Source organism: Parabacteroides sp. AF39-10AC (genome assembly GCF_003635405.1).
In the GTDB taxonomy this organism is placed as follows: domain Bacteria; phylum Bacteroidota; class Bacteroidia; order Bacteroidales; family Tannerellaceae; genus Parabacteroides; species Parabacteroides distasonis.
The window spans coordinates 114,179-139,172 of record NZ_QTLP01000005.1 but is presented as its reverse complement, the minus strand read 5'-3'; the positions used below and the strand labels follow the sequence as shown (position 1 = coordinate 139,172).

Genomic DNA, 24,994 nt, shown 5'->3' with positions numbered 1-24,994 from the left:
ATGAATATCGCTATATATGGACAATAAAGTTCTTCCGATAATAATCGTTCACCTTTTTCACTGTGGAGCAGCGCGTATAGGCATCATGGCAATAGATGATGGCTTGCCCTTCCTGCACGGCTTCCTCCAGCATCCGGACTTTCTCGTCGTATGATGTGACCGGATATGTATCGTAAGCCGAGATCCATTCCGGGGATACGCTGGCTACAAGGGGGATAACATCTCCGGCAAAGACAAAGGTCCGGTCCTCCGTATGGATATAGGGAACAATTTGTCCCGGAGTGTGCCCATCGTACAGGCGTAGCTCTATAGTGGGGCAAATCGATGTGTCGGCATCTAGCAGCCGTAAGGAATTAGCGTCTGCGACGGCTTGCATATTCTCGATGAAATAGGAATCTCTCTCCAAGGCGTTCGGATGAAGGAAATTCTCCCATTGCTTGCGGCTAACCCAGTGATTTGCGTTAGGGAATGAAAGCGATAAATGTCCGGTAGATTCATCCTTTTGCGTGGTATAACCGCAATGATCGAAATGGAGATGGGTGAGGACAACATCCGTGATTGCCTCCGGTTGGATTCCCCGGTTTCGTAGTTCCGTGCCGAGGTCTACCAAGTTGAAGAAGCGGTAATAACTTAGTCGTTTTAAGTGTTTATTTCCCGCTCCGTTATCAACTAGGACAGTGTGCCCATCATCCGTTTTTATGACAAGGCTACGCATGGCGAGCACACAGCCATTTGTCTCGTCGCTCGGATAGCGACGGCTCCAAGCGCTTTTAGGAATGGCCCCGAACATGGCGCCTCCGTCGGCGTAGAAGTAGCCGGTGTCTATTATCTGTAGGATCATCTGGATTTATACCAATACGTTTCCTCCCATGTCATCAGGCAATTCGGCCGTTCCTCCCGCGAGCTGCGGGAGGAACGGCAGTGTCGGGAGAATCCATACGAGGTGGTGTCGTGTATTCATCTTGTATATGTGTCTATGGTTATTCCTTCGAGTGATTGCCATGCGCGAATATACGTTTTTTTTCGTACCCCGGTTGGATCGCGGCGCCACATCTTTCTAACAACGCGTTTTTTTCTCGTGTTAAATCGCTTTTAACAGATCGGGCCGAAAACGGGCCGTCGTGTTAAAATTCTTCCTCCGTTTTAACGCCGATCGCAGGAATGGGATTTACAGCGGCCTTACAGCGGCCCTACTACGGCCCTGCTTTTGGGCGAAAACGGCGCTTTTCGTGTTAAATCGGTTAAGCAACTTTACGGATTATTAATAGGGTTTCGATGAACCGTTTTCTCGTCTGCCGGGGCGGTGAACAATCCGGGGCTCCCGATTGTTGCGAGGGGGCACCCGGGGTATGGGAGAGGGCTTCCGCACGAGGTTTTCTGGTAGGGTTGGAGAAAAACGGCTAGTCTAAACGATCGTTTAAACTAGTCATTTTTCGCGCTGACGCACGCTATTCATTAACATCTTATTTATAGTCTGATACGCTACTTAATCGCTTGGTGTTAAAATATATGGACTAAAAGATGTTTAGGTGAATATTGTATAATTAAAAGAAATGATTACCTTTGCGAATGACTAGTTTAAACGATGGTTTAAACCCGTCATTTCTAGGGAAAACACTGCGAATATTATATAAAGGAAAAATGTCACGTGTTTGATTTTTTTGTTAATCTCAATTAATTGTAACCATTAAAGAAAATGGAGAAAAGTAGTAAGACGAGCAAGCAATTATGTTTAGGATTGCTTAAACCAAGTGTTATGTTGCTTACCACGGGATTCCTTTCTATGGCCTTTACCCCGGCCTTGGCTTCGGTTGAGCCGGTTGTAGACTACGGGCTGAAGATGGAATCGGTAACCCAGAAAGGTAAGACAATCACGGTTAAGGTTTCAGATTCTATGGGCGAGCTGATCGGCGCGAACGTGCTGGTCAAGGGAACGACCATTGGTAACGTTACGGACATGAGCGGAGTAGTCATATTGCAAGACGTGCCGGAAGGAGCTATCCTCGAGGTGTCTTATATCGGCTACGTCACGAAAGAGGTGCCGATAGGCGGCAATAGCCTGGTCAGCGTGACCTTGGAGGAGGACTCTCAGAAACTGGACGAGGTAGTCGTGGTAGGTTACGGCTCTATGGACAAGAAGCAAGTGACGAGCGCCATCACCTCTATCAAGGCGGACGACTTGATGGTCGGCGTGAGCGGATCGGATATCTCTACGGCCTTGCAAGGAAAGATCGGCGGTTTGGTGATGAACAACTTGGGTAGCGCCAACGGAGCGACTTCCTTCCAGCTGCGCGGTATGACATCCATCAACTCCGGTAAGTCTCCCTTGATCGTTATCGATGGTTTCCCCGGCGGCGATATCCGTTCGCTTACGCAAGAGGATATCAAGTCTATCGATGTCTTGAAGGACGGTTCGGCCGGAGCTATCTACGGTACACGCGCCGCGTCGGGCGTGATCTTGATCACCACGAAGAGCGGATCGAACACGGACGGCAAGGTGAAACTAACGTATAGCACGGAACTTACGAAGAAGCAGAACTATAACGCCCCCGAGATGCTGAGCGGACGCGAGTACGCTCAGTACGGTATCGGTACGGACTACGGATCGGACGTGAACTGGTGGGACGAGATGATCAACAAGAACAACTTCTCGCAGAAGCACCACCTGGCCTTGGAGCTGGGTACCGAGAAGGCGCAGGTCTATACCTCTTTCTTCTACGAGAAAAACGAGGGTATCGCCATCAACGATAGCCGTCAGGACTTTGGCGGACGTATCAACGCCAGCTTTAAGCTCTTCGACGATTGGTTGGAGGTACGTCCCGCGGTAGATTACCGCCAGGCGGCCCGTAACAATAAGTTCCCGAACTTCCAGCAGGCCATGCGTAACAATCCCACCCGCTCTCCTTACGACGCGGACAGCGAGACGGGATACAACGTCTGGACGAACGAGTCCTTGGACTACAACGTGGTGGCCGACTCTTACCTGCGCGACTACTACGGCCTCGACAAGTGGTTTAAGCCGGAAGTTACCTTGAAGCTGAACATCAAGCCCGTGCCCGGCCTCTCCTTCCAGCAGATACTGGGATACGAGAACCGTCAGTGGGAGAATCATACGTATAATCCGAGCACGCACCGCGAGGAGATCGAGGAATCTCGCAAGGGAGCCGCTTACCTGGGCTTCAGCAAGACCGAGAACCTTACCTCCGAGGGTTATTTCACTTACCTGAAAGAGTTCAAGGGCGGGCATAGCATTAACGCCACGGCCGGTTACTCTTACTTCGAGAAGAACGGCGAGGGCTTCAATATGACCAACTATAACTTCTCCGTAGACGGTATCAAGTATTGGGACATGAACCAAGGCTCTTACCTGCGCGACGGAAAGGCGGCCATGAGCTCCAGCAAGGATATCTCCGAGAAGCTCTTCTCCGTGTTCGGCCGTGTGAACTACTCGTATAACGACAAGTATATGGCCTCGGCATCTATCCGCCACGAGGGATCCTCGAAGTTCGCCGCCGATAACCGTTGGGCTAACTTCTGGTCCGTGACGGCCGGTTGGCGTATCTCCAACGAGGAGTTCATGAAGGAGATCGATTGGCTCCAGGACTTGAAGGTCCGTTTCGGTTATGGTGTGACGGGTAACAATGATTTCGACGCTTCCTATATGGCTAACCTGTTGGGTTCCGACACGAACTGGATGTTGCCGAACGGTGTCTGGGCTTATTCCTACGGAAAGACACAGAACGTGAACGTCAACCTTGGTTGGGAGCAGAAGAAAGAATGGGACTTGGGTGTGGACTACTCCTTCTTCGAGGGACGCCTGTACGGTAAGTTCGACTACTATCGCCGCAAGATCGATAACCTGCTCTATAGCGTGAAGGTGCCGCAGCCGCCTTATACGATCGGTACTCAGTATCAGAACATCGGCTCGATGGAGAGCAAGGGATGGGAGTTCGAGGTTGGTGGCGATATCATCCGCACGAAGGACTTTACTTGGACCTCGAATATCAATATGAGCCATAACACCGGCAAGATCCTTACGTTGTGGGGAAATAACACGTACTACAATGGCAACGGGTTCGTGGCGCCGGGAACACCGGGTGACGCCGCTCGCATGGAAGAGGGGTCTACGATCGGCTCTTTCTTTTTGTGGAAATTCGCCGGTTTCGACGAGGACGGTAATTTCTTGCTTTACAACAAGGACGGCGAGGTGATACCGGCGGCCGACAAGACGGAGAACGATAAGCAGTACATGGGTAACTATATGCCCAAACTGATCTTGGCATGGAACAATACCTTGTCTTACAAGAACTTCGACCTGGGTATCAACATGCGTAGCTGGATCGACTTCGATGTGTATAACACGATCAATATGTATTACGGCATACAGGGAAGAGGTAACACGAATGTCTTGAAGGATGCCTATGGCAAGTTTAACCACATCAAGGGAGAGAAACAAATTTGCGACTATTATCTGGAGGATGGTACCTTCTTGAAGATCGACGCGATCACGTTGGGATATACGCTCCCGATGAAGAAGTATACCAATAACTTGATAGATCGTATCCGTATCTATGCTACGGTAGGTAACGTATGCACGATTACCGGCTATAGCGGTATGAATCCGGAGGTGAAGATCGATGGTTGGGATAAGGGTACGGAGAAGTTCTGGGACACGGAATATTTCTATCCGTTGACGCGTACGTATACGCTAGGCTTGCAGTTTAATTTCTAATTCAGTTGTCTAAAAATGAAAAATATATTTAAATCACTATTGATGGGTGTGGCTTGCCTCGCGGCGGCTACCTCTTGTAACGTAGACCCGGAGTTCTACTCACAGGTCGTACCGGAAACGTTCTATAGTTCGCAGGAGGCTGTCTGGCAACGTTTCAATCGTTCTTTCACGCACTGGCGTTGGTACTTGGGACAAGATGATCCTCGCTGGGCTTTGCAGGAGCTGGGTACGGATGAATATGTGTTGCCGACACGCGGAAGCGACTGGTTCGACGGTGCTAACTATCAGAAGTTCCATCACCATGAGTATACCGAAGACATGACGCGTATCGAGACGGGATGGACTAACTTCGCCATGGGTGTGGCATTGGCTTGGGACGCGGTGGAAGACCTGAGCGAGGTAGATTTCGATAAGCTGGGCTTCGAGCCGGGTACGAAAGAGTCCATGATCGCGCAGCAGACTGCCCTGGCCGCTTCCCTTTACTTGGATGGCTTGGACTTCTTCGGCGGCGTGGCCTTGTACACCACGACCAAGAGCGAGGTGAGAGGGCGCTCTACCGATGTGGAAACGTTCCATTTTATCGATTCCTTATTGGATGTGGCTATCCCTAACTTGCCGATCAAGACGGAGATGGGCAAGATGGAGACCGGTACTATCAATCGTGCTGCGGGAGCCATGACCAAGGCTCGCCTGTATTTCAACGCGAAGTCTTATATCGGCAAGGAAATGTATACTGAGGCTGCCCAGATCTGCCAGGATATATTGGATGGCAAGTATGGAACGTATGAGCTGGATGCTGATTGGACTACCACGTTCGGTTTTAGCAATGAGTTCAGCCATGAGATCATCTGGTCTGTCCCTTCCCAGAACTCCCAGACGGAGACGGATGGAGGCTATTGGACGTGGCAGGTGCCTTACAATTATAAGAATTACTTGGGTGGATTGGAAGGTTCCGGCTCTAATAACGGTATCGGTCTGACTCCGGGCCTGGATCCGACCGGCAAGCCTTATACGTATAAGCTGGGTAGCCCTTATCGGAAGTTCCACGACAAGGATATCCGTAAGCAACCGTATGTATATGAGGGTAACGGTAAGTATCGCGGTATGTTTATCGTGGGCGAGTTGGTGAATCCGTTGAATCCGGACTGGGTTTGTACGGGTAGCCGTGAGTATGCGGACCAGCCGCTTACGGTGGTAGACCAGGTGGCTTACTTTGCGAAGGTAGGTACGGAATATGCCTCTGTAGCGGATCTGCCTTCCACGATCGCTACGGCAGAGGAGAACTCTTGCGTGCGTTTGATGAAGCGCTGCCCGCGCCCGAACCAGGAGGAGTATAAGTTGAAGGGTAATCCGGACGTGCCGGTGATCCGTTTGGCGGAGGTGTATTATACCTTGGCGGAGTGTAAGATGCGTGCGGGTGATAAGCAGGGTGCGGCTAACTTGATCAATACGGTGCGCAAGCGTTATTTCCCTGAGGGAGATCCGGATCCGGTGACAGCCTCCAACTTGGACAAGTATCGTATGCTGGACGAGTGGATGATGGAGTTCTTGGGCGAGGGCCGTCGGCGTACAGACTTGGTACGTTGGGATGCTTACGTTACCGAGGACTGGTGGGATCATAAGGCTACCAACAATAAGAACCTGAACCGTTTCCCGATCCATTACAGCTTGATCGGAGCCAATAATTTATTGGAGCAGAACCCGGGATATTAATTGTTCGTAGGATTTGATATGGAACAGGGAGTATGCCGTTAGGCATACTCCCTGTTTACTATTGATATGGCTGGAAAAACGCAGTACTATTTACTTGACTGGAGAATATATACTGCATCGGGCAAATAAGTATATATTCGTAGACGAAGTAAGTAGTACTGCGTTTTTCCGACCATGTAAATTTTGTAGATTATGCCTAATTTTGCTTCACAGATTTTATTGTTATTTTCTAAACAATTTTACATCTTATAAAAATGTCGTTAAAAATTTTGTATGTTTGGTTTTGTGTTAAATATTTGTGATATTTATTATAATTGTAATATAATAGTAAGGTGTAAATTTGTTAACTGTAGAAGTCTTTAGAACTTCATCTATACTTTTTAGATAAAAAATGTTGATACCTAAAACTATTCATCAAATTTGGTCATCTTGTAATAAACCATTGCCAAAGGCATTAAAATTAGCATTTCCTAAACGTGAAGATTTTAGAGATGCAAGTCCTTGTAAATCATGTAAGATATTTGAGGAGTGCTATGCTTTTCCTAATCGATGTATTGTTGATGTATTAAAAGGGTATGGATTAGATAATAAGGATTTTCCTGATCCTAGATGTGTTAATGCTCCTCGTCAAATATCAGTCTTAATTCCACAATAATAAATAATATGAAACAGCAATTAGTTGGTTTAGCCTTTTGTAGTATATTATTACTGCAAGGTTGTATTGAAAAGAAAAACGAAGCAAAGTTTGATGGGACTCCATCTATCTGTCCAGTTGATTTGAAATCAGAATCTCCAAAAGAAAGTATTGATAGATTTCTGGCCGGTATGGAGATCCAGTTGTTGCCGTTGGAATCAGGTGATGATATCTTGTTTAAAGGTTCTGGTTCTACCATTCATTTGGATGGTGATGATATCTTTCTTTTGGATGCCTCGCAACAGACTATCTTTCGTTTTGGGCGAGATGGCAAGTTCAAAAACAAGATATTCCGTAAGGGGCAAGGAGCGGAGGACTATAACGTGTTGTTTAATATAGCCCTGTCCGACAACAAAATTTACGGATTGGATAATATGAAAATTCAGCTGTATGACTATGAGGGGCATTATATTAAAACTATTCCTTTGAAAAATAATGGTCGTCAGATAGCTGTCACAAAAGATGGTACGATAGCTGTTGCTTCCAATTATATCCAACCTTATCAGCTTACCGTATACCACCCGGATGGAACGGTCTTTGAGTACCTGCCTAGCAATAAGAACTTATTGAAACAGCAAATCTCCCAGTCTACCTACCATTCATTGAAAAGATATGGCGATCGGATCTTGTTGACAAATTATTTTGATCCATCCATCTATCAGTTGGAAGATACCGTGTCTGTCTTCGCCACGCTTGACTTCAAAGGCATGAATATCCCCTCTGATATGTTTAGTGGTGCGGATGAGGAGATAGCCAACCGATTCCGTGAATACCGCGAGGGAGACAAGGCCATTCTTTCATTCGATCGCTTGACCGTTACAGACGACTGGATTGTGTTTGCGCCTTCTTTGATCTGGGATCCATGTGTGGTTTATTATAATCGGAAGTCGGATACTTATCTTTTGAATAAGAACTGGGGGCAACCTTATGATCTGTTCTTCGGAGGCTACAGGGCACCGGACGGATATGATGAGAAGAGCGGGGAGTTTTACCAACTGGTCAATGCCGTAGAGCTGAAAGAGGTCGTAGAAGAAATCGCTAAAAAAAAAACGAATTATCAAGATGACTATCCATTCTTAAAGAACGTAGATGTATCTCAAATAGATGATAATACGAATGATTGGATTGTATTCTTTAAATTGCAGTCTTAGAGAATATAATAAACTTATATGGGGAATATATGTGAATGTATTCCCCTTTGATTTGAAATGGATGGATTAATAATAACCGTCATAGTATGATTCCTAAAATAATACATCAAATATGGTCTTCTGCAGAGGAGCTTCCTAAAAGTTATAAAGCCTTAATTGAGACATGGAGACGTGATTACCCTGATTGGAAATATATTCTTTGGGATGATGATCGTATAATTGAGTTTATGGAAAACTATTATCCTCAATATATAGATTTGTTTAATAGGTTTCCATATAATATTCAACGATGTGATGCGATTCGCTATTTGTTCTTGTTCCAAATGGGAGGAATGTACATTGATTTAGATTACGAATCATTACAATCTATCGAACCATTAATATCTGGAAAGACTTGTTGTTTTTCGGAAGAACATGAATATTCAGAAGGAATGAAAAAAAAATGTGGCCATTCGGTTTCTCATTATTTTAATAATGCTATGATTTTATCAACTCCAAAGCATTGGTTTTTGAAAAAGGTGATAGATTCTATCTTTGAGTATCCTGTGGAAATAAATGACGCTGATCCGTTTAATTGTATATTACAAACTACAGGACCTTGGCTGTTAATGAATTTATATTACAACCTATCAAAAGAAGAACAAATGGATGTCTATATAATGCCTAGAAAATATGTGACTCCATTTACGGGATATCAAGTCCGACGTTTATTGCTAGAAAATGAAGAAAGTCAGGAATTAGACAATTGTTTAAAAGATGCTTATGCTGTACATTACTTTTTCAATTCATGGGTGAAAGATATAAAGAATGATGTTTAGTATGTTCCCTATATATCGTCAACCGGACTCGATGGACTGTGGTCCAACCTGTCTTCGCATGATCGCTAAGTATTATGGGCGGACTTATTCTTTACAGAGTTTACGGGAGAAGGCTTTTATCACCCGGGAGGGGGTCTCTATGCTGGGCATTAGTGAAGCGGCGGAGAGTATAGGTTTCCGTACACAGGGAGTGAGAATCGCTTTGGAGGAGCTGGAAAGCGAATGTCTGTTGCCTTGTATATTGCATTGGAACCAGAATCATTTTGTGATTTGTCATAAAATCAAGAAGGGACGGTTTTATATAGCCGATCCTGCCGCCGGGCTTGTTTCTTATACGAGAGAGGAGTTTAAACGGTGCTGGGTGAGTACGAAGGTGGACGGGAAGGATACTGGAGCGGCACTTTTGTTGGAGCCAAAACCGGAGTTTTATGATTCGGAAGGGGAGACGGAGCTCAGGAGGCGTAGCCTTGGTTTCTTTTTTCGTTATCTTTCGCCTTATCGTCGAGAGGTGATACAACTGGGATTGGGGATGCTTACGGCGAGTATCTTGCAGTTTATTCTGCCGTTTCTTACACAGAGCTTGGTGGATACGGGTATCCGGGACAGTAATCTTAGTTTTATCACTCTCGTGCTTATTGCGCAGCTGATGGTTTTTGTCGCTAAGCTGTCTGTTGACTTTATTCGTAGCTGGATCTTGTTGCATGTTAATACCCGCGTTAATATTGCGTTGATTTCTGATTTTCTCGCTAAATTGACTCGTTTGCCGCTCCGTTTCTTCGATACGAAGATGGTAGGCGATATTATGCAGCGTATCGGTGATCACGACAGGATTGAGGTGTTTATGACCGGGACCTCGCTCAATACGCTTTTCTCGTTCATGAATTTCATCGTGTTCGGTTTTGTGCTGGCCTATTATGATTGGATGATACTGGGGATTTTCTTGCTGGGGAATGGTTTGTATGTCGTTTGGGTTTTGGTTTTTATGCGTTGGAGGCGGGAATTGGATGTGAAACGTTTTTCTTTGTCGGCCGGTGAGCAGAGCAACCTCTTCCAGCTTATCACCGGAATGCAGGAGATCAAATTGAATAATAGCGAGACCCGAATGCGATGGAAATGGGAGCGAATACAAGTGAGACTCTTCAAAATAGAGATAAAAGGGTTGGCGTTGCAGCAGTACCAGCAGATGGGGGCGGTTTTCTTTAGCCAGACAACAAATATACTGATCTCTTTTATCGCTGCCCGGGCGGTGGTACAAGGAGATATGACATTGGGTATGATGATGTCGGTTACTTATATAGTAGGACAATTGATGTCACCGATCGAACAGTTTATTAGTTTTTCTCAGGCGTTTCAAGATGCGAAAATCAGTTTGGAACGTCTTGCTGAGATCCATGGGAAGGAGGATGAGGAGCTGCTGGGAGGTGACCGGCTGAACACTTTACCCGATGATCGAACAATCCGGTTGGAAGATGTGTGTTTTAGTTATGATGGTGCTGATAGGGATTACGTTTTGGAGCATATCGATTTGACGATACCGCATAATAAAGTGACCGCTATTGTGGGGGCTAGCGGGAGCGGGAAGACAACGATTGTTAAATTGTAGCTCGGTTTCTATGAGCCAAATAAGGGGGGACGTGCGGATTGGAGATACTTCGGTCCGCAATTTGAATCCGCATGTGTGGAGGGCAAAGACCGGATCTGTTATGCAGGATGGTTTTATCTTCTCGGATACGATTGCGAACAATATCGCCGTCGGAGAAGAGGTGGTGGACAAGAGCCGTTTACTGCATGCTGTTGAGGTGGCTAACATACGGGAATTTATAGACTCTCTTCCTTTAGGATATAATACGAAGATCGGCTTGGAAGGGAATGGGCTAAGCCAAGGGCAGCGACAGCGAATCTTGATCGCCCGTGCGGTGTATAAGAATCCGGATTTTATTTTCTTGGATGAGGCTACGAATGCATTGGACGCAAATAACGAACGGGAGATTATGGCACAGTTGCATGCCTTTTATGAAGGACGTACGGTGGTAGTGGTAGCGCATCGATTGAGTACGGTGCGTGATGCAGATAAGATTGTGGTATTAGACAGAGGGTGTATCGTGGAAGAGGGAACGCATGAGGAACTGACGGCTTTGCGAGGGGTTTATTATCGATTGGTGAGAAACCAATTGGAGTTAGGTAATTAGCGGACAGTTGATCGTTGATAGTGATGGAGAGAAATTCTGGAAAGAATATAGAATTGCGTAGCGAGGAGGTGCAGGAAGTGATGGGGCAAGTTCCGGATTGGATTGTCCGCTGGGGGATCTCGCTGCTGTTTCTTGTGGTCGTGGCGTTATTGACAGGGAGTTGTTTTTTCAAATACCCTGACGTGATAGTGGCGGAGATGACATTGACGGGGCAACATCCAGCGGTGGCGATAATGACTCGCTCGGAAGGGAAGCTACAGGAATTGCTTGTCAAAAATAATAGTGCGGTGAAAGAGGGTGATTGGCTGGCGATCATGGAGAATCATGCGAATACGGAGGATGTAGTGTATTTGGCTAAGGCTTTGGAACGATTTGGAGTGGATGTGGATAGCCTTGACAAGGCTTTATCGCAATATAAGGAACTGTCGTTAGGAGATATGCAGGCTGCTTACTCGGGGTTTCTGTCGGCCCTCCATGCTTGTGTCAATTATAGGGCTATTGGTTATTATTCGCAAAAGAAGGCCTCCATTCATAAACAAATTGCTTTGTATAGGGCTTACTATAATGAGATCGAGCGGCAGCTACAGACCCTTTTGGAACAATACGCCTTGGCAGAACAGCAATACGCACGGGATTCTTTATTGTATAGCCAATCCGTGATTTCCTCTTATGAACACGAGACTGCTCGGGCTTCTATGCTGCAAAGCCGCTATTCTCTAGAAGGTGCGGTAGCCTCGGTCGAGAATTTCAAAATAAGGATTGGAGATCAAGAACAAGTATTATTGGATCTGGCATTGGAGCAGAACGAAAAAGAATTTATGTTGCGACAGGACTTGCAGACAGCTAGGGAACAATTGCTGAACAGTATACATGAGTGGAGGTTGCGCTATTGTTTGATTACGCCGGTTGAGGGTATTGTGACTTTCACGAAATACTGGAATGATAATCAGTATATCTCATCCGGAGAGATCGCTTTTACTATCGTGCCACAGAGCGAGGGGCGACTGGTGGGAAAGGTACAGGTACCGATAGTGCGCTCTGGAAAGGTTAAGAGAGGACAGCGGGTGATTGTCCGTTTTTCTAATTTCCCGGATCAGGAGTTCGGTGTGGTAAACGGCGTGGTATCGAATATTTCGTTGGTTCCTTCCGATGAATACTATACGGCAGACATCCATTTTCCTAAAGGGCTGAGAACTAATTACGGTATCGACTTGCCTGTTTCTCAAGAGATGCGGGCTACCGCAGAGATCGTTACCGAGGAGTTACGCTTGATAGAGCGTTTTTTTCTTCCGATTAAGCGGATCGTGAAGGAGGGATTTTTAAGTGCTACTTGAAATCATACATACTTATATTGTTTCGGTAAAAAGGAATATCTATCTTTGTTCATCATTAGTTATCTAAACGATCATCGCAATGAACCAGACAATTTATCCTATCGGCATACAGAACTTTGAGAAGATCCGTAAAGACGGTTATCTCTATATTGATAAGACAGCTTTGATTTATCAGTTGGCTAAGACCGGAAGTTACTATTTCTTGAGTCGTCCGCGGCGTTTCGGCAAGAGTCTCTTGCTATCTACGTTGGAGGCCTATTTCCAAGGAAAGAGGGAGCTGTTCGAGGGGTTGGCGATGGAACGGTTGGAGAAAGACTGGGAGGTATATCCGATCTTGCATTTGGACTTGAATGCTCGTCATTATAAAGATACTGCCGCTCTGACTAGTATCTTGAATGAGTTCTTGGAGAAATGGGAGGCTTTATATGGAACGGAGAAACAGGATCGTGCCTTGGAGGAACGTTTCAGTTATGTGATAGAACAGGCTTACCGCCAGACCGGGCATCGCGTGGTGATATTGATTGACGAGTACGACAAGCCTTTGCTGCAAAACCTGCACGATGAAAAGACGCAAACGCAATTGCGGAATATGTTGAAGCCTTTCTACGGCGTGTTAAAGACGATGGATAGAGCCATTCGTTTCGCTTTGTTGACAGGGGTGACGAAGTTTGGTAAGGTAAGCGTGTTCAGCGATTTGAATAACCTTATGGATATCTCGATGGACAATCGCTACGTCGAGATATGTGGCATCACGGAGAAAGAGATACATGCCTACCTAGAAGAGGAGTTGAAGGAGCTGGCTGAGACACAGGAACTGGATTATGAGGAAACCAGCCAGAAACTCAAGGAGCGCTATGACGGATACCATTTTACCGCCAAGTCTGCGGGAATATACAATCCCTTTAGCCTATTGAATACCTTCGCCAAGATGGAGTTCGGAGATTATTGGTTCGAGACCGGTACGCCCTCTTACCTCGTTGAATTACTCAAGCATACCCATTACGACCTTTACGAGATGGCGAACACGGAGACTGATGCGGATGTGTTGAACAGTATCGATGCTGCCTCGAAAAATCCCGTTCCCGTAATCTACCAGAGTGGTTACTTGACGATCAAGGATTACGATCCTGAATTTGGTATCTACCGGCTAGGTTTCCCGAACCGGGAAGTGGAAGAAGGTTTCGTGAAATATCTCCTTCCATTTTACACGAGTGTTAGTGCGCCCAAGACCCCTTTCGAGATCGGGCAATTCGTACGAGAGATACGCTCCGGTGATTACGATGCGTTCTTCCGCCGTTTACAAAGCTTCTTCGCTGATACACCCTATGAGGTGATCGCCGGCCAGAAGCCGGAGCGTGATACGGAGTTGCATTACCGGAACGTGCTTTTTATCGTATTTAAGTTGGTTGGACTTTATACGCAGGTGGAATATCATACCTCACAAGGGCGTATTGATCTCGTTCTGAAGACCGATCGCTATATCTACGTGATGGAATTCAAGCTGAACGGCACCGCCGAGGAGGCGTTGCGCCAGATAGAGGAGAGACAGTATGCGCTTCCTTTTGCGAGTGATCCGCGGCAAGTTTTTAAGATCGGCGTGAACTTCTCCTCTGTGACCCGTAACATCGAGCGATGGTTGGTGGAATAATAATCTATTAAGTATATGAACTGGAAACAAACGCTTTTCTGGTCTTTTTCGGCAGCTGCTATTTTTTATTATTTCCTGCTTTTTGGCGTGTTTGTGTTTGTCGGTCAGGAGGAGATGCAATTGTTTATACCTGAGTGGTGGTATATCCGGGAGTTCCTTTTTCAGCCGGGAGGATTTTGCGCTGTCGCCGGGCAATGGATCATTCAATACTACCGGCAGCCTATGTCGGCGGTGGTTCTCCATACGGTTTTACTCGTTGGTTGCGGGTTTATGGTCTATAGGATCTTGCGTTGTTTCTCTGACAAGACCTACCTGCTGTTCCTTTCTTTATTGCCGGTCCTGTATCTGGTTAAGATGAGTATTCATGGGGAGTATTTGGTGGACGGGACGGTTGGCGTGGTTTTGATGCTTTTAGCTTTGTCGGTCTCGCTAAAGGTGCGGAGGGCGGGTTCTATTGCCGGATACGGAATTGCCTCTACACTTTTTTTATGTGGGCTGACCGGGCTTCTATCTGTCTGTTACGCTTTCTTATATACGCTGTTAGCCTTACTCCGCTACAAAACGTCGCGGCAAAGATTGGCCGCCTCTGCCTGCTTGATCCCAGCGCTTTTTATATATTTGTTTAGCGGATGGTTAGGGATTCCTGTACCTTTGTCTGATGGATGGATGCCGGAAGCCTATCTGGAGATACAGCGATTACCTCATTATTATATGTATCGTGTATGGACTTTCTTTACCCTTTCGATTGTCGGTGTTGCTTTATTCGCTCGCTTTGTTCCGGTGATTGGCGAGAAGAGTAAATGGATGGATCGGGTAGCCCTTGTTGTTTGTCTGATCACGGTGCTGGTATCCATACGGTTTTGCCTGCCGGAACCTTGGCATGCGCAACGCATGATGCTTGACGAGCTCTCTTTCTTAGCCCGGGAGAGGCAATGGGACGCTATTATTGATAAGTACCGGGGAAAGCAGATCTATAATTATGTTAGCTTAAACTATTTGAATATGTCGTTGGCCCATAAGGGAGAATTGGCCGACCGGATGTTTACTTTCGATCAGAAAGGAACGAAAAGCTTATGTGCCGATTGGAATCAGACCTTTTACATGGATCGTTTATTGAGCGATGTTCATTTTCTTGTTGGCGATGTCTCTTTGTCTGAAAGTTTTGCGATGGACGGATTTACGCAAGCCAAACGTAAAGGGAGTGCCCGCATGTTGCAACGTTTCGTGCAAGTTTGTCTGATTAGGGGTGAGGTGGCGCTGGCCAAGAAATATTTGGACTTGCTTGCCGCTATGCCATTCTATAAAGATTGGGCTTGCCGTTATGCTACCTATCTGGTACATCCGGAATTAATGGATAAAGATCCGGAGTTGAGTGACAAATATATGCCTGTTGAGAAAAGGGATCGACTGAGTTTGTCCGTACCTGTCGATTCCTTATGGAGTGGATACAATCTTCCGGATCATCGGATCAGTTGGGAATACCGGGGATGTTATTATTTGTTGGGTAAGAAGCTGGATGCATTTGGCCGATTCTTGGAAGAAACACCTTTCATGAAGGGGGAACCGATACCCCGGCATTTCCAAGAAGCCGGATTGTTGTTGGCGGACAAAGACAGTATATCGCTTTCCTCCTATTCCATACAGCCGGAGATCGTAGACCGATACCGGGAATTCAAGCAGGTTTTGGGACGATCTGCCAACCAAGTGGATGTGTCCTCGATATATCGACAATTTGGAGATACCTATTGGTATTATTTCTATTTCAAGATCTTTAAAGGAGAAGAACAGTGAAGCGATTATCTATCTGTTGGATTATAGGTTGTCTTTTGGAACTTGTAGCTTGTAGGCCGGAAGTTCCTACGCAAGCGGAACAAGGAGAAACTGACGTGTTTCCGGATTACAGGGAAGTTACTGTACCGGTCAATATGGCCCCTCCCAATTTCAAGTTGGTTGATCAACAGCTACAGGGGATAATTCGGTTGAAAACTATGAATGGGGAGTTGATAATCGCAGCCGATCATGGTGTTTTCAACCTGCCGGAAACGGATTGGAAGGTCTTATCGCAGGACGCACAAGGAAAACAAATAGATGTGACGGTTTATTTTCGAGAACCTCAAAGTGATTGGAAACAAATGAGTTTCCCTATCTATGTGTCAAGAGATTCCGTTGACGCTTATTTGGTGTATCGCCGTATTTTTCCCGGATATCGGATGTGGAACGAGATGGGGATTTATCAACGATGTGTTGAAAACTATGTTGAAAAGTCTATTCTTGATAACCAATCGACAAATAATAGTTGTATGAACTGCCATGCCTTTTGTGAGCGACAAGGGGAACAAATGCTTTTTCATCAGCGGGGTTCTCATAATGGGACTTACTTGATTGATCATCGGCAGGTAAAGAAGATTGCGTTGGAACGGGACGGTAAGCCGGCTTCGTTCGTTTATCCGTATTGGCATCCATCCGGCCGGTATGTTGCTTTTTCAGCCAATGAGACCCACCAGGACTTCCATCTTTCCGATGAGAATCGGATTGAGGTATATGACGTGGAATCGGACGTGCTGATCTATGACACGGAGAAGGAGAGGGTATTCAGTTCGCCATTATTGGCTTCTATGGCGTGTTATGAGACTTTTCCCACTTTTACTCCGGATGGCAACTATCTGCTGTTCTGTTCGGCGGATTCTGTCTGTATGCCAGAAAATTATCGGGATGTCCGGTATAACCTGCTACGAGTCGCTTTTGATCCGAAAGACGGTTCGATTGGAACCCAAGTGGATACCTTATATAATGCGAGAGAAGCGGGCCGGAGTGTTAAGTTCCCGAGAGTCTCCCCGGATGGGAAGCGGCTACTTTATACGGTGTCCGATTATGGCAATTTCTCTATTTGGCATAAGGATGCGGATTTGCATATGCTGGATCTGTCTACCGGGGCAATCGATTCTTTGCCGGAAGTGAATAGCCCGGATGTAGAGAGCTATCATTCTTGGAGCGGCAATAGTCGTTGGTTTGTCTTTTCCAGCCGGCGGGGCGATGGGCTTTTCACACGTCCGTATTTGGTGCATGTGGATGAGCGGGGGCAGTGCGGCAAGCCCTTCTTGTTACCGCAAGCGTCTCCGGATTATTATGAGCGTTCCCTGTTCTCTTTTAATGTCCCGGAATTTATACGGACTCCGGTTCTAATCTCGAAGGAAAGGCTGGTCGAGGCCTCGGGAAAAGAAGAGGTCACGACCATTAAACGTATCGAGGGCATCTAATTTTTCGCTTCTTTGTGCCGAAGGTATTTATAAAAGTCGTACTTTTGCGCTAAAATCAAAACGATGCGAAAAGTTCATTTGATCTCCGTAACCGAACCTTTGGTTTTAGATCTAGCCCTAGCACTTCGAGAAAAAGGATATGAGGTAAGCGCTTCCGGTTGTGGTCTGACTGAAGAGATGATAGGAAGACTTCATAACGCAGGCTGTACCTGTTATGGGGATGGGTGGTTTCCGGAGAAATTAATAAAAGATATTCACTCGGTGGTTTTGGGTGCTAAAGTAAAGCAAGATAACCCGGAATTATTGCGTGCGAAGGAATTGGGGGTGTTAATCCAATCCATTCCGGAATTTATATTTCAACGGACTCGGTCGAAAACTCGGGTTGTTGTGGCGGGTAGTCGTGGAAAGAAGACGATTATTTCCATGATGGTCTGTGCGTTGCGCCGGCAAAAGTTGGCGTTCGACTATGCGTTGACTAGCAAGGTGGACTCGCTTCCGAACCGGGTACATTTGAGTTATGAGGCACGTATCGCTTTGATCGAAGGAGATGAGCATATCACCTCTGCCTTGGACAAGCGTTTCCAATTGGAATTCTATCGTCCGCATATCGCCATCCTGACGAATTTATCTTGGTCTACCGAGACGGATCATGCGACTCCGGAGGCCTATTTATCCACTTATCAATCTTTCTCCGTTTCTATTGAGCGGGAAGGGAAATTGATTTATTTTGGAGGTGATGATACTGTCAGTCAGTTGGCAGGGGACGTCCGGAGCGATATCACCGCTATCCCTTTTGAGGAACATCCGGTCGTGGAGAAAGACGGGCAGACTTTTTTGCATACTCGCTACGGAGACTATCCGGTGCGGATTCCCAATCGCTATTTCTTGATCAATCTGAATGCGGCACGTTTGGCTTGCCGGCAGTTAGGCGTTAAAGACGCGGATTTTTATCAAGCGTTATCGGAATATAGTTTATCTTTGCCGATATGATAATAGCTAGACAAAAAAGAAAAGAGAATATCGCTGAATATCTGCTTTATATGTGGCAGGTTGAGGACTTGATCCGGGCGAATAAGTTCGATATGGATTCGATCAACCGCACGGTGATCGCCCATTACGACCAGCCCGAGGAGGTGAAGAAGGAAATCGCTCAATGGTACGAGGAATTGAGCGAGATGATGCGTAGCGAAGGGGTGATGGAGAAAGGTCATATCCAATTGAACAAGAATGTGATTATTACTTTGACCGATTTGCATCTCCGTCTTTTGAAATCTCCGAAAGAGATGGTTTATAGCGCGGCTTATTATAAGACGCTTCCTTATATCGTACAGCTCCGGGCTAAATCGGGTGGAGAGGATCTGCCGGAGCTGGAAACTTGTTTCGCCGCCGTATATGGCTATCTGCTTTTGCGTATGCAAGGGAAAGAGGTGAGTGCGGAGACGTTAGAGGGTATTAAACAAATCAGTTCCTTCTTGGCGTTGCTCGCCGAGAAATATCGGGAAGATATGAAAGGGGAACTTAAACTAGAGGATTAATATATAGATATAGACATGAAGACAGTTTTGGTAACCGGAGCGAACGGTCAATTGGGAAATTCTATCCACGCTCGTATCAGCCTGTATCCCGGCTATAATTTTCTTTTTACGGATATAGATACGTTGGATATTTGCGACAAGGAGGCCGTCCGGAAATATGTCTTGGAAAATGATGTTCAATATGTCATGAATTGCGCCGCTTATACGGCGGTGGATAAAGCGGAGGAGCATGAGGATCTGTGTATGCGTATCAACCGGGATGCGGTACGGAACTTAGGTGAGGCCGCTCATGCCGTGGGTGCGAAGGTGATTCATGTATCTACCGATTATGTGTTCGATGGAACGAGTTGCCGTCCTTATCTGGAAAGCGATGCGACTTGTCCTGTTTCCGTATATGGACGTACGAAACTGGCGGGAGAGCAGGCCTTGATGGAGGTGTGTCCGGATTCTGTGATTATCCGTACGGCTTGGTTGTATTCCGAGTATGGAAACAATTTTATGAAGACGGTATTGCGTTTGGGAAAGGAGCGGGATGAGTTGCGTTTCATATTCGACCAAGTGGGTACGCCTACTTATGCCGGAGATTTAGCGGTCGCTATGCTTACCGTGTTGGAACGTGCCGAGGCGGATAAATTTATACCGGGTATCTATCATTTCTCGGACGAGGGAGTGTGTAGCTGGTATGATTTTACGGTAAAGATCTTGCAAATAGCAGGTATGAATAACCGGGTGATACCCATAGAGACCAAGGATTATCCGACACCGGCCAGCCGGCCGCATTATAGCGTATTGAATAAAGGTAAGATAAAAAGCACGTACGGACTGACGATTCCCCATTGGGAGACTAGCTTGGCCTACTGCATGAATAACAAAGTGTAACTGATAACAATATATACATATAAAATAGAATGAGCCAGTATTCAGAAGAGATTGAAAGAAGAAGAACGTTTGCCATAATCAGCCACCCGGATGCCGGTAAGACTACGCTTACCGAGAAATTATTGTTATTTGGTGGCGCTATCCATGTAGCGGGAGCGGTGAAGTCTAATAAAATCAAGAAGACTGCCACGTCCGACTGGATGGAGATTGAGAAGCAACGCGGTATCTCCGTAGCTACCTCCGTAATGGCTTTTGATTATTCCGATCATAAGATTAATATCTTGGATACACCGGGCCACCAAGATTTCGCCGAGGATACGTTCCGTACCTTGACGGCGGTGGATAGCGTTATTATCGTGATCGATATCGCCAAGGGAGTAGAGGCGCAGACTCGTAAGTTGATGGAGGTTTGCCGTATGCGTAAGACTCCGGTGATCGTTTTTGTCAACAAGATGGACCGTGATGGTAAAGATCCTTTTGATTTGCTGGATGAGATAGAAGAAGAATTACAGATAAAGGTACGCCCATTGAGTTGGCCGATCGATATGGGACAACGTTTCCGGGGCGTATACAATATTTTCGAGCAGAAACTGAACCTATATACCCCGAGTAAGCAATATGTGACGGAGAATGTGGAATTCAAGGATATCACGAGTCCGGATCTTGAGACTTATATTGATCCTACGCAAGCCGCGAAGCTTCGTGAGGATATAGAGTTGATAGAGGGGGTTTATCCCGAATTTGATGTGAATACGTATTTGGATGGGGATATCGCTCCGGTATTCTTTGGCTCCGCTCTGAATAACTTCGGTGTGAAAGAGCTATTGGATTGCTTTATCCGTATCGCTCCCTCGCCACGTCCGATCCATGCGGTAGAGCGTGTGGTAGACCCGAACGAGGATAATTTCACCGGCTTTATTTTCAAGATCCATGCGAATATGGACCCGAACCATCGCAGTTGTATCGCTTTCGTAAAGATTTGTTCCGGTCGTTTTGAGCGTAACGCGAACTATAAGCATGTACGCTTCGGTAAGATGATGCGTTTCAGTAGCCCAACGGCTTTCATGGCTCAGAAGAAAGAAGTGGTGGATGAGGCGTTTGCCGGGGATATTATCGGTTTGCCGGATACCGGGAACTTTAAGATAGGGGATACGTTGACTTCCGGAGAGGAATTGCATTTCAAGGGATTGCCGAGCTTCTCGCCCGAGATGTTCAAATATATAGAGAACGCAGATCCGATGAAGGCAAAGCAATTGAACAAGGGTATCGAACAATTGATGGACGAGGGTGTCGCCCAGTTGTTTACCAATCAATTCAATGGCCGGAAGATTATCGGTACGGTGGGACAATTGCAGTTTGAGGTTATTCAATACCGCCTGTTGCATGAGTATGCCGCTCAATGTAAATGGGAGCCGATCAGCCTATACAAGGCTTGCTGGATCGAGAGTGATAACAAACAGGCATTGGAAAATTTCAAGAAACGTAAGGCGCAATATATGGCGTTGGATAAGGAAGGCCGTGATGTTTATTTAGCGGATTCCAGCTATGTATTGATGATGGCCCAACAGGATTTTCCGGATATTAAGTTCCATTTTACATCAGAGTTCTAATATGAAAAGTCAATTCTCCATTCTTTGTTTACTTGTTAATCTCTTGTTGATAAGTTGTGAACAGGCTCCCCAATACTATGAGGTATCCGGAAGGCTTCATACACCTTATCATATTAAGTTTGAGCATACTAAACCATTGGATAAGGAGATTGACGAGCAGTTGAAATATTTCTACCACCTGTTTAATGCTTTTGATTCTACTTCGGTAATCAGTCAGGTAAACCAGAACCGTGACATACGGGTAGATACGCTCTTCCAAAAAGTCTTTAAGAAGGCGCTTGAAGTGTCTGCTGAGACAAATGGGGCCTACGACGTGACTTGCGCCCCGTTGATCAACCTTTGGGGGTTTGGCTTCAGCCGGAAGGATAGCGTAACCCCTGCCCATATCGACAGTGTCCGTCAGTTTATCGGTTTTCAGAAAGTGCGTTTAGAAGGGGATCGCATCGTGAAGGACGATCCTCGCTTAATGATGAACTTTTCTTCTTTGGCGGATGGAACGGTTTGCGATATGATAGCTCAGATGCTGGAGAAGAAAGGGGTCCGTAATTATTTGGTGGAGTTTGGTGGCGAGATGCGTGTGAAAGGCGTGAATCCCTCGGGCATGGATTGGCGCTTAGGGATCACGAAGCCTACGGATGACGCTGCCGGCATGAATCAAGAACTCGAGCAGATCGTTAGCTTCCCGAAACCGTTAGGAATGGCTACATCAGGCAATTATCGTAATTTTTATATAAAGGATGGACGTAAATACGCTCATACGATCGACCCCCGTGAAGGTTGCCCTGTACAGCGGGATATCCTTAGTGCTACGATTGTCGCCCCGGATGCCATGACCGCTGATGCGTATGCTACTGCGTTTATGGTCTTAGGTTCGGAGGAGGCTAAATCCTTATGCGCTAAAGTGCCCGGTCTTGAATATTTTATTATTTGCTCCGATTCGATAGGGGGTGGGTATCATACGGAATACTCTGAGGGATTTCGCCGATACATGGTGACAGCCGATAAGTAATCGGTTAATTTATAATGTATTAAGATGTAGTTCTTAGAATAGGCATTGTAAGGTCTTTATGATGCCCATTCTAAGGATCATATAATGCCCATCGTAAGCACTCTATAATGGGCATTGTAAGAAAGGATATCTTATAAGATAGACCGGATCTCATCCAAGGAGCGGACTGTATAGGTTGGGATGAAGTCTACGGCAGGTAATCCTTCAGGATTCAACCATATCTGGTCGATCTTGGATTGATAAGCCCCAATGATATCAGCTTCCCAGCTATCCCCGATCATTAAGCTCTCGGATCGGCGTGAGTTCGTGTTCTTTAAGGCGAAGTCGAAAATACCTTTATGGGGTTTTTGTATATTAGCGTCCTCGGACAGGATCATCCGTTCGAAATAAGGAGCCAAGCCTGCGTTGCTAAGTTTCTTGAATTGTACCTCACGGAATCCATTTGATAAAATAAATAACCGATAGGAAGGGCGGAGATATTCCAGTAATTCAATGGCTCCGGGCACTAATCGGGTTTTGGTGGTCGTGCGTTGCAAGAAATCATTATTTACCGATAAGACGGTTTTCTTATCCTCTATTCCTAACGGACGAAGTACGTAGAGAAATCGATCCAAGATTAAGGTTTGCCGGTCTATTTCCCCCGAACGGTATTTGGCCCATAAGTCTAGATTATGAGGCATATAAATATCGAAGAAAGCCTCGAAGGAGGCATAATACCGATTAAAGTGGTAATCGGTATATAACTCTTCAAGGCATTCTTTATTGTTATGGTACGTATCCCAAAGGGTATCGTCCAAATCGATAAATATACTTTTATAAATCATTATCCAACTTCGATCACTAAATACTTGCCTAGGCTCCAGAAAGCCTTCTCGTCATTTATTTTCAAGGTCAAGTTTCCGTCTTCATCCTCTACGAACTCATAAGATCCTTCCGGATGATTGGATTTTAGTTTAGCCTTGCTTGCGAACAAAGGAATTTCTTTTACCTCACGGATATCGATAGAGATGAAATAATCCTTGTTGAAACCACTCTGCAAGACTTTAGATTTAGAGAACAGGCCACCACCGGATAAGATCTTCTGTTCCTTCAATTCCTTGGAAGTACCGAAACAGTAGTAAGCCGTATGAAGGGCTTTATCTTGAGCGTTCAATTTCTCGGATTGAGCGGCTGCGGTAGTAGCCAGACTTTCCACATCCTCATTCAAGGAACTTACCATCTCGTCCAATTCTTGGATACGCACGTTCTTCTTTGCCAAATCCTCTTGCAAAGCGACAATCATCGTTGCCTTTTGATCCAGCTCGGAGGAAAGACGATCGATCGTCTTTCGTAATGCGGAAGATTGAATACCGCTTTTCTTCAATTTCTCCTCCAACTGGCTGATTTGCTCCTTGTTCTTCTTCAAGGTCTCGCTGATCAATTGCATGTTCTGCTTGATTTGATCTCTGCGTGACTGATTTAGCTCACCGCCGGTTTGTTGTTGGATCGTCAAATAATTCTCGGCATCACGTATAGATTGAAAATCAGATTCAATATCATTTAGGGTGGAGAGCATATCATTAAGCTCATCCGTGTTCTTCGTATTCTCGATACGTAGAGAATCGTTCTCAGCCTTTAGTTTCTTGTAATCCGCTGAATTTTGGCCACAAGAGGCCAGCATGGCTGTGCAGACACATACTAATAATACTTTCTTCATGTTCTTTTTGCTTGTTAAGTTAAACATCTTTTTCTGTCTCTTTGTCCTTTTTATCTTTTAAGCCTGCTAATACAATAACAATCTCCCCCCTTGGTTCGTTCACGGTAAAATGCTGAATTGCTTCTTCTAAGGAGCCTCGTACGGTTTCCTCGTGCAATTTGGAGATTTCCCGGGATACTGAAACTTGGCGGTCCGTACCGAAAAACTCGGCGAATTGCGTCAAGGTCTTGAGCAGACGGAAAGGTGATTCATAAAAAATAATAGTCCGGTATTCCAAAGCCAATTCTTTTAGCCGGGTCTGCCTTCCTTTCTTTTGAGGGAGAAACCCCTCGAAACAGAACTTCTCATTGGGTAATCCGGACGCTACCAAGGCGGGCACGAAAGCCGTAGCCCCGGGCAGGCACTCTATGTCTACCCCTTGGCGAACACATTCCCTTACCAACATGAATCCCGGATCGGAGATGGCCGGCGTACCGGCATCGGAAACAAGGGCGATATTCTCGCCTCCCTTGATACGGGCCGCGATTTGCTCCACCGTCTTATGCTCGTTGAACTTGTGGTGGGACTGCATCTTGTTCTGTATCTCGAAATGTTTCAGCAAGATGCCGGTCGTACGGGTATCCTCCGCTAAAATAAGATCAGCTTCTTTTAGCACACGGATCGCCCGGAATGTCATATCCTCCAAGTTTCCGACAGGGGTTGGGACTACAGTCAATTTTGCCATATCGT

The 24,994-nt window shown here is 45.9% G+C and carries 20 protein-coding genes; 16 read left to right on the top strand and 4 right to left on the bottom strand.

Features of this window, described 5'->3' with window-relative positions:
* Positions 1-10 precede the first annotated feature (10 nt).
* Positions 11-841 carry an MBL fold metallo-hydrolase gene (locus DW033_RS06300; RefSeq protein ID WP_122382547.1) on the bottom strand — a complete coding sequence of 277 codons (831 nt, stop codon included), beginning with the start codon at positions 839-841 and terminating at the stop codon, positions 11-13.
* Positions 842-1,275: 434 nt separating this feature from the next.
* Here DW033_RS06300 and DW033_RS25200 point away from each other — a divergent pair, with 434 nt between their 5' ends.
* The 16 genes from DW033_RS25200 (at position 1,276) to DW033_RS06230 (ending at position 22,569) form a co-directional block, all read left to right on the top strand.
* The gene (locus tag DW033_RS25200; protein WP_255419872.1) at positions 1,276-1,404 is read left to right on the top strand and encodes a hypothetical protein; all 129 of its coding nucleotides are present in this window, start codon (positions 1,276-1,278) and stop codon (positions 1,402-1,404) included.
* Positions 1,405-1,696: 292 nt separating this feature from the next.
* Complete coding sequence (locus DW033_RS06295; protein WP_122382546.1) at positions 1,697-4,732, top strand: SusC/RagA family TonB-linked outer membrane protein; 3,036 nt, start codon at positions 1,697-1,699, stop codon at positions 4,730-4,732.
* A 15-nt stretch (positions 4,733-4,747) separates the two neighbouring features.
* The gene (locus DW033_RS06290; protein ID WP_122382545.1) at positions 4,748-6,445 is read left to right on the top strand and encodes a RagB/SusD family nutrient uptake outer membrane protein; all 1,698 of its coding nucleotides are present in this window, start codon (positions 4,748-4,750) and stop codon (positions 6,443-6,445) included.
* 663 nt (positions 6,446-7,108) lie between these two features.
* Positions 7,109-8,290: a 6-bladed beta-propeller gene (locus tag DW033_RS06285; RefSeq protein WP_122382544.1), complete on the top strand. Its 1,182-nt coding sequence runs from the start codon at positions 7,109-7,111 to the stop codon at positions 8,288-8,290.
* An 86-nt stretch (positions 8,291-8,376) separates the two neighbouring features.
* Positions 8,377-9,108, top strand: coding sequence for a glycosyltransferase family 32 protein (locus DW033_RS06280; protein ID WP_121736671.1), 732 nt, complete (start codon positions 8,377-8,379; stop codon positions 9,106-9,108).
* Position 9,109: 1 nt separating this feature from the next.
* Complete coding sequence (locus tag DW033_RS06275) at positions 9,110-10,711, top strand: peptidase domain-containing ABC transporter (RefSeq protein WP_233554139.1); 1,602 nt, start codon at positions 9,110-9,112, stop codon at positions 10,709-10,711.
* 10 nt (positions 10,712-10,721) lie between these two features.
* On the top strand, positions 10,722-11,297 hold the full coding sequence (locus DW033_RS24855) for an ATP-binding cassette domain-containing protein (RefSeq protein ID WP_233554138.1): 576 nt from the start codon (positions 10,722-10,724) through the stop codon (positions 11,295-11,297).
* A 23-nt stretch (positions 11,298-11,320) separates the two neighbouring features.
* Entirely contained in the window at positions 11,321-12,631 is a 1,311-nt protein-coding gene (locus DW033_RS06270) for an HlyD family secretion protein (protein ID WP_122382543.1), read from the top strand.
* Between the two features lie 79 nt (positions 12,632-12,710).
* A complete protein-coding gene (locus DW033_RS06265; protein ID WP_008780705.1) occupies positions 12,711-14,279 on the top strand; it encodes an ATP-binding protein in 1,569 nt (522 codons plus the stop codon).
* Positions 14,280-14,294: 15 nt separating this feature from the next.
* Entirely contained in the window at positions 14,295-16,070 is a 1,776-nt protein-coding gene (locus DW033_RS06260) for a DUF6057 family protein (protein WP_122297538.1), read from the top strand.
* Complete coding sequence (locus DW033_RS06255) at positions 16,067-17,536, top strand: PD40 domain-containing protein (RefSeq protein ID WP_122297539.1); 1,470 nt, start codon at positions 16,067-16,069, stop codon at positions 17,534-17,536. Before DW033_RS06260 ends, DW033_RS06255 begins: the two co-directional genes overlap by 4 nt.
* Before the next feature lie 63 nt (positions 17,537-17,599).
* On the top strand, positions 17,600-18,526 hold the full coding sequence (locus DW033_RS06250) for a Mur ligase family protein (RefSeq protein ID WP_122297540.1): 927 nt from the start codon (positions 17,600-17,602) through the stop codon (positions 18,524-18,526).
* The gene (locus DW033_RS06245) at positions 18,523-19,071 is read left to right on the top strand and encodes a DUF4924 family protein (protein ID WP_122297541.1); all 549 of its coding nucleotides are present in this window, start codon (positions 18,523-18,525) and stop codon (positions 19,069-19,071) included. Before DW033_RS06250 ends, DW033_RS06245 begins: the two co-directional genes overlap by 4 nt.
* A gap of 15 nt (positions 19,072-19,086) precedes the next feature.
* The gene (gene rfbD / locus DW033_RS06240) at positions 19,087-19,950 is read left to right on the top strand and encodes a dTDP-4-dehydrorhamnose reductase (RefSeq protein ID WP_122297542.1); all 864 of its coding nucleotides are present in this window, start codon (positions 19,087-19,089) and stop codon (positions 19,948-19,950) included.
* Between the two features lie 29 nt (positions 19,951-19,979).
* Positions 19,980-21,560 (top strand): peptide chain release factor 3, encoded by a 1,581-nt coding sequence (locus DW033_RS06235; protein WP_008780709.1) that lies wholly within the window; start codon positions 19,980-19,982, stop codon positions 21,558-21,560.
* A gap of 1 nt (position 21,561) precedes the next feature.
* Complete coding sequence (locus DW033_RS06230; protein WP_122297543.1) at positions 21,562-22,569, top strand: FAD:protein FMN transferase; 1,008 nt, start codon at positions 21,562-21,564, stop codon at positions 22,567-22,569.
* Between the two features lie 131 nt (positions 22,570-22,700).
* Here DW033_RS06230 and DW033_RS06225 read toward each other — a convergent pair whose 3' ends face one another.
* From DW033_RS06225 to rsmI, 3 genes are read right to left on the bottom strand one after another with little or no spacing between them, the layout of a single operon-like run.
* Positions 22,701-23,393 (bottom strand): YjjG family noncanonical pyrimidine nucleotidase, encoded by a 693-nt coding sequence (locus DW033_RS06225; protein WP_122297544.1) that lies wholly within the window; start codon positions 23,391-23,393, stop codon positions 22,701-22,703.
* On the bottom strand, positions 23,393-24,265 hold the full coding sequence (locus DW033_RS06220) for a hypothetical protein (RefSeq protein WP_005861330.1): 873 nt from the start codon (positions 24,263-24,265) through the stop codon (positions 23,393-23,395). The genes DW033_RS06225 and DW033_RS06220 overlap by 1 nt, the downstream gene beginning before the upstream one ends.
* Positions 24,266-24,284: 19 nt before the next feature.
* The gene (rsmI, locus tag DW033_RS06215; protein WP_122297545.1) at positions 24,285-24,989 is read right to left on the bottom strand and encodes a 16S rRNA (cytidine(1402)-2'-O)-methyltransferase; all 705 of its coding nucleotides are present in this window, start codon (positions 24,987-24,989) and stop codon (positions 24,285-24,287) included.
* Between the last annotated feature and the right edge of the window lie 5 nt (positions 24,990-24,994).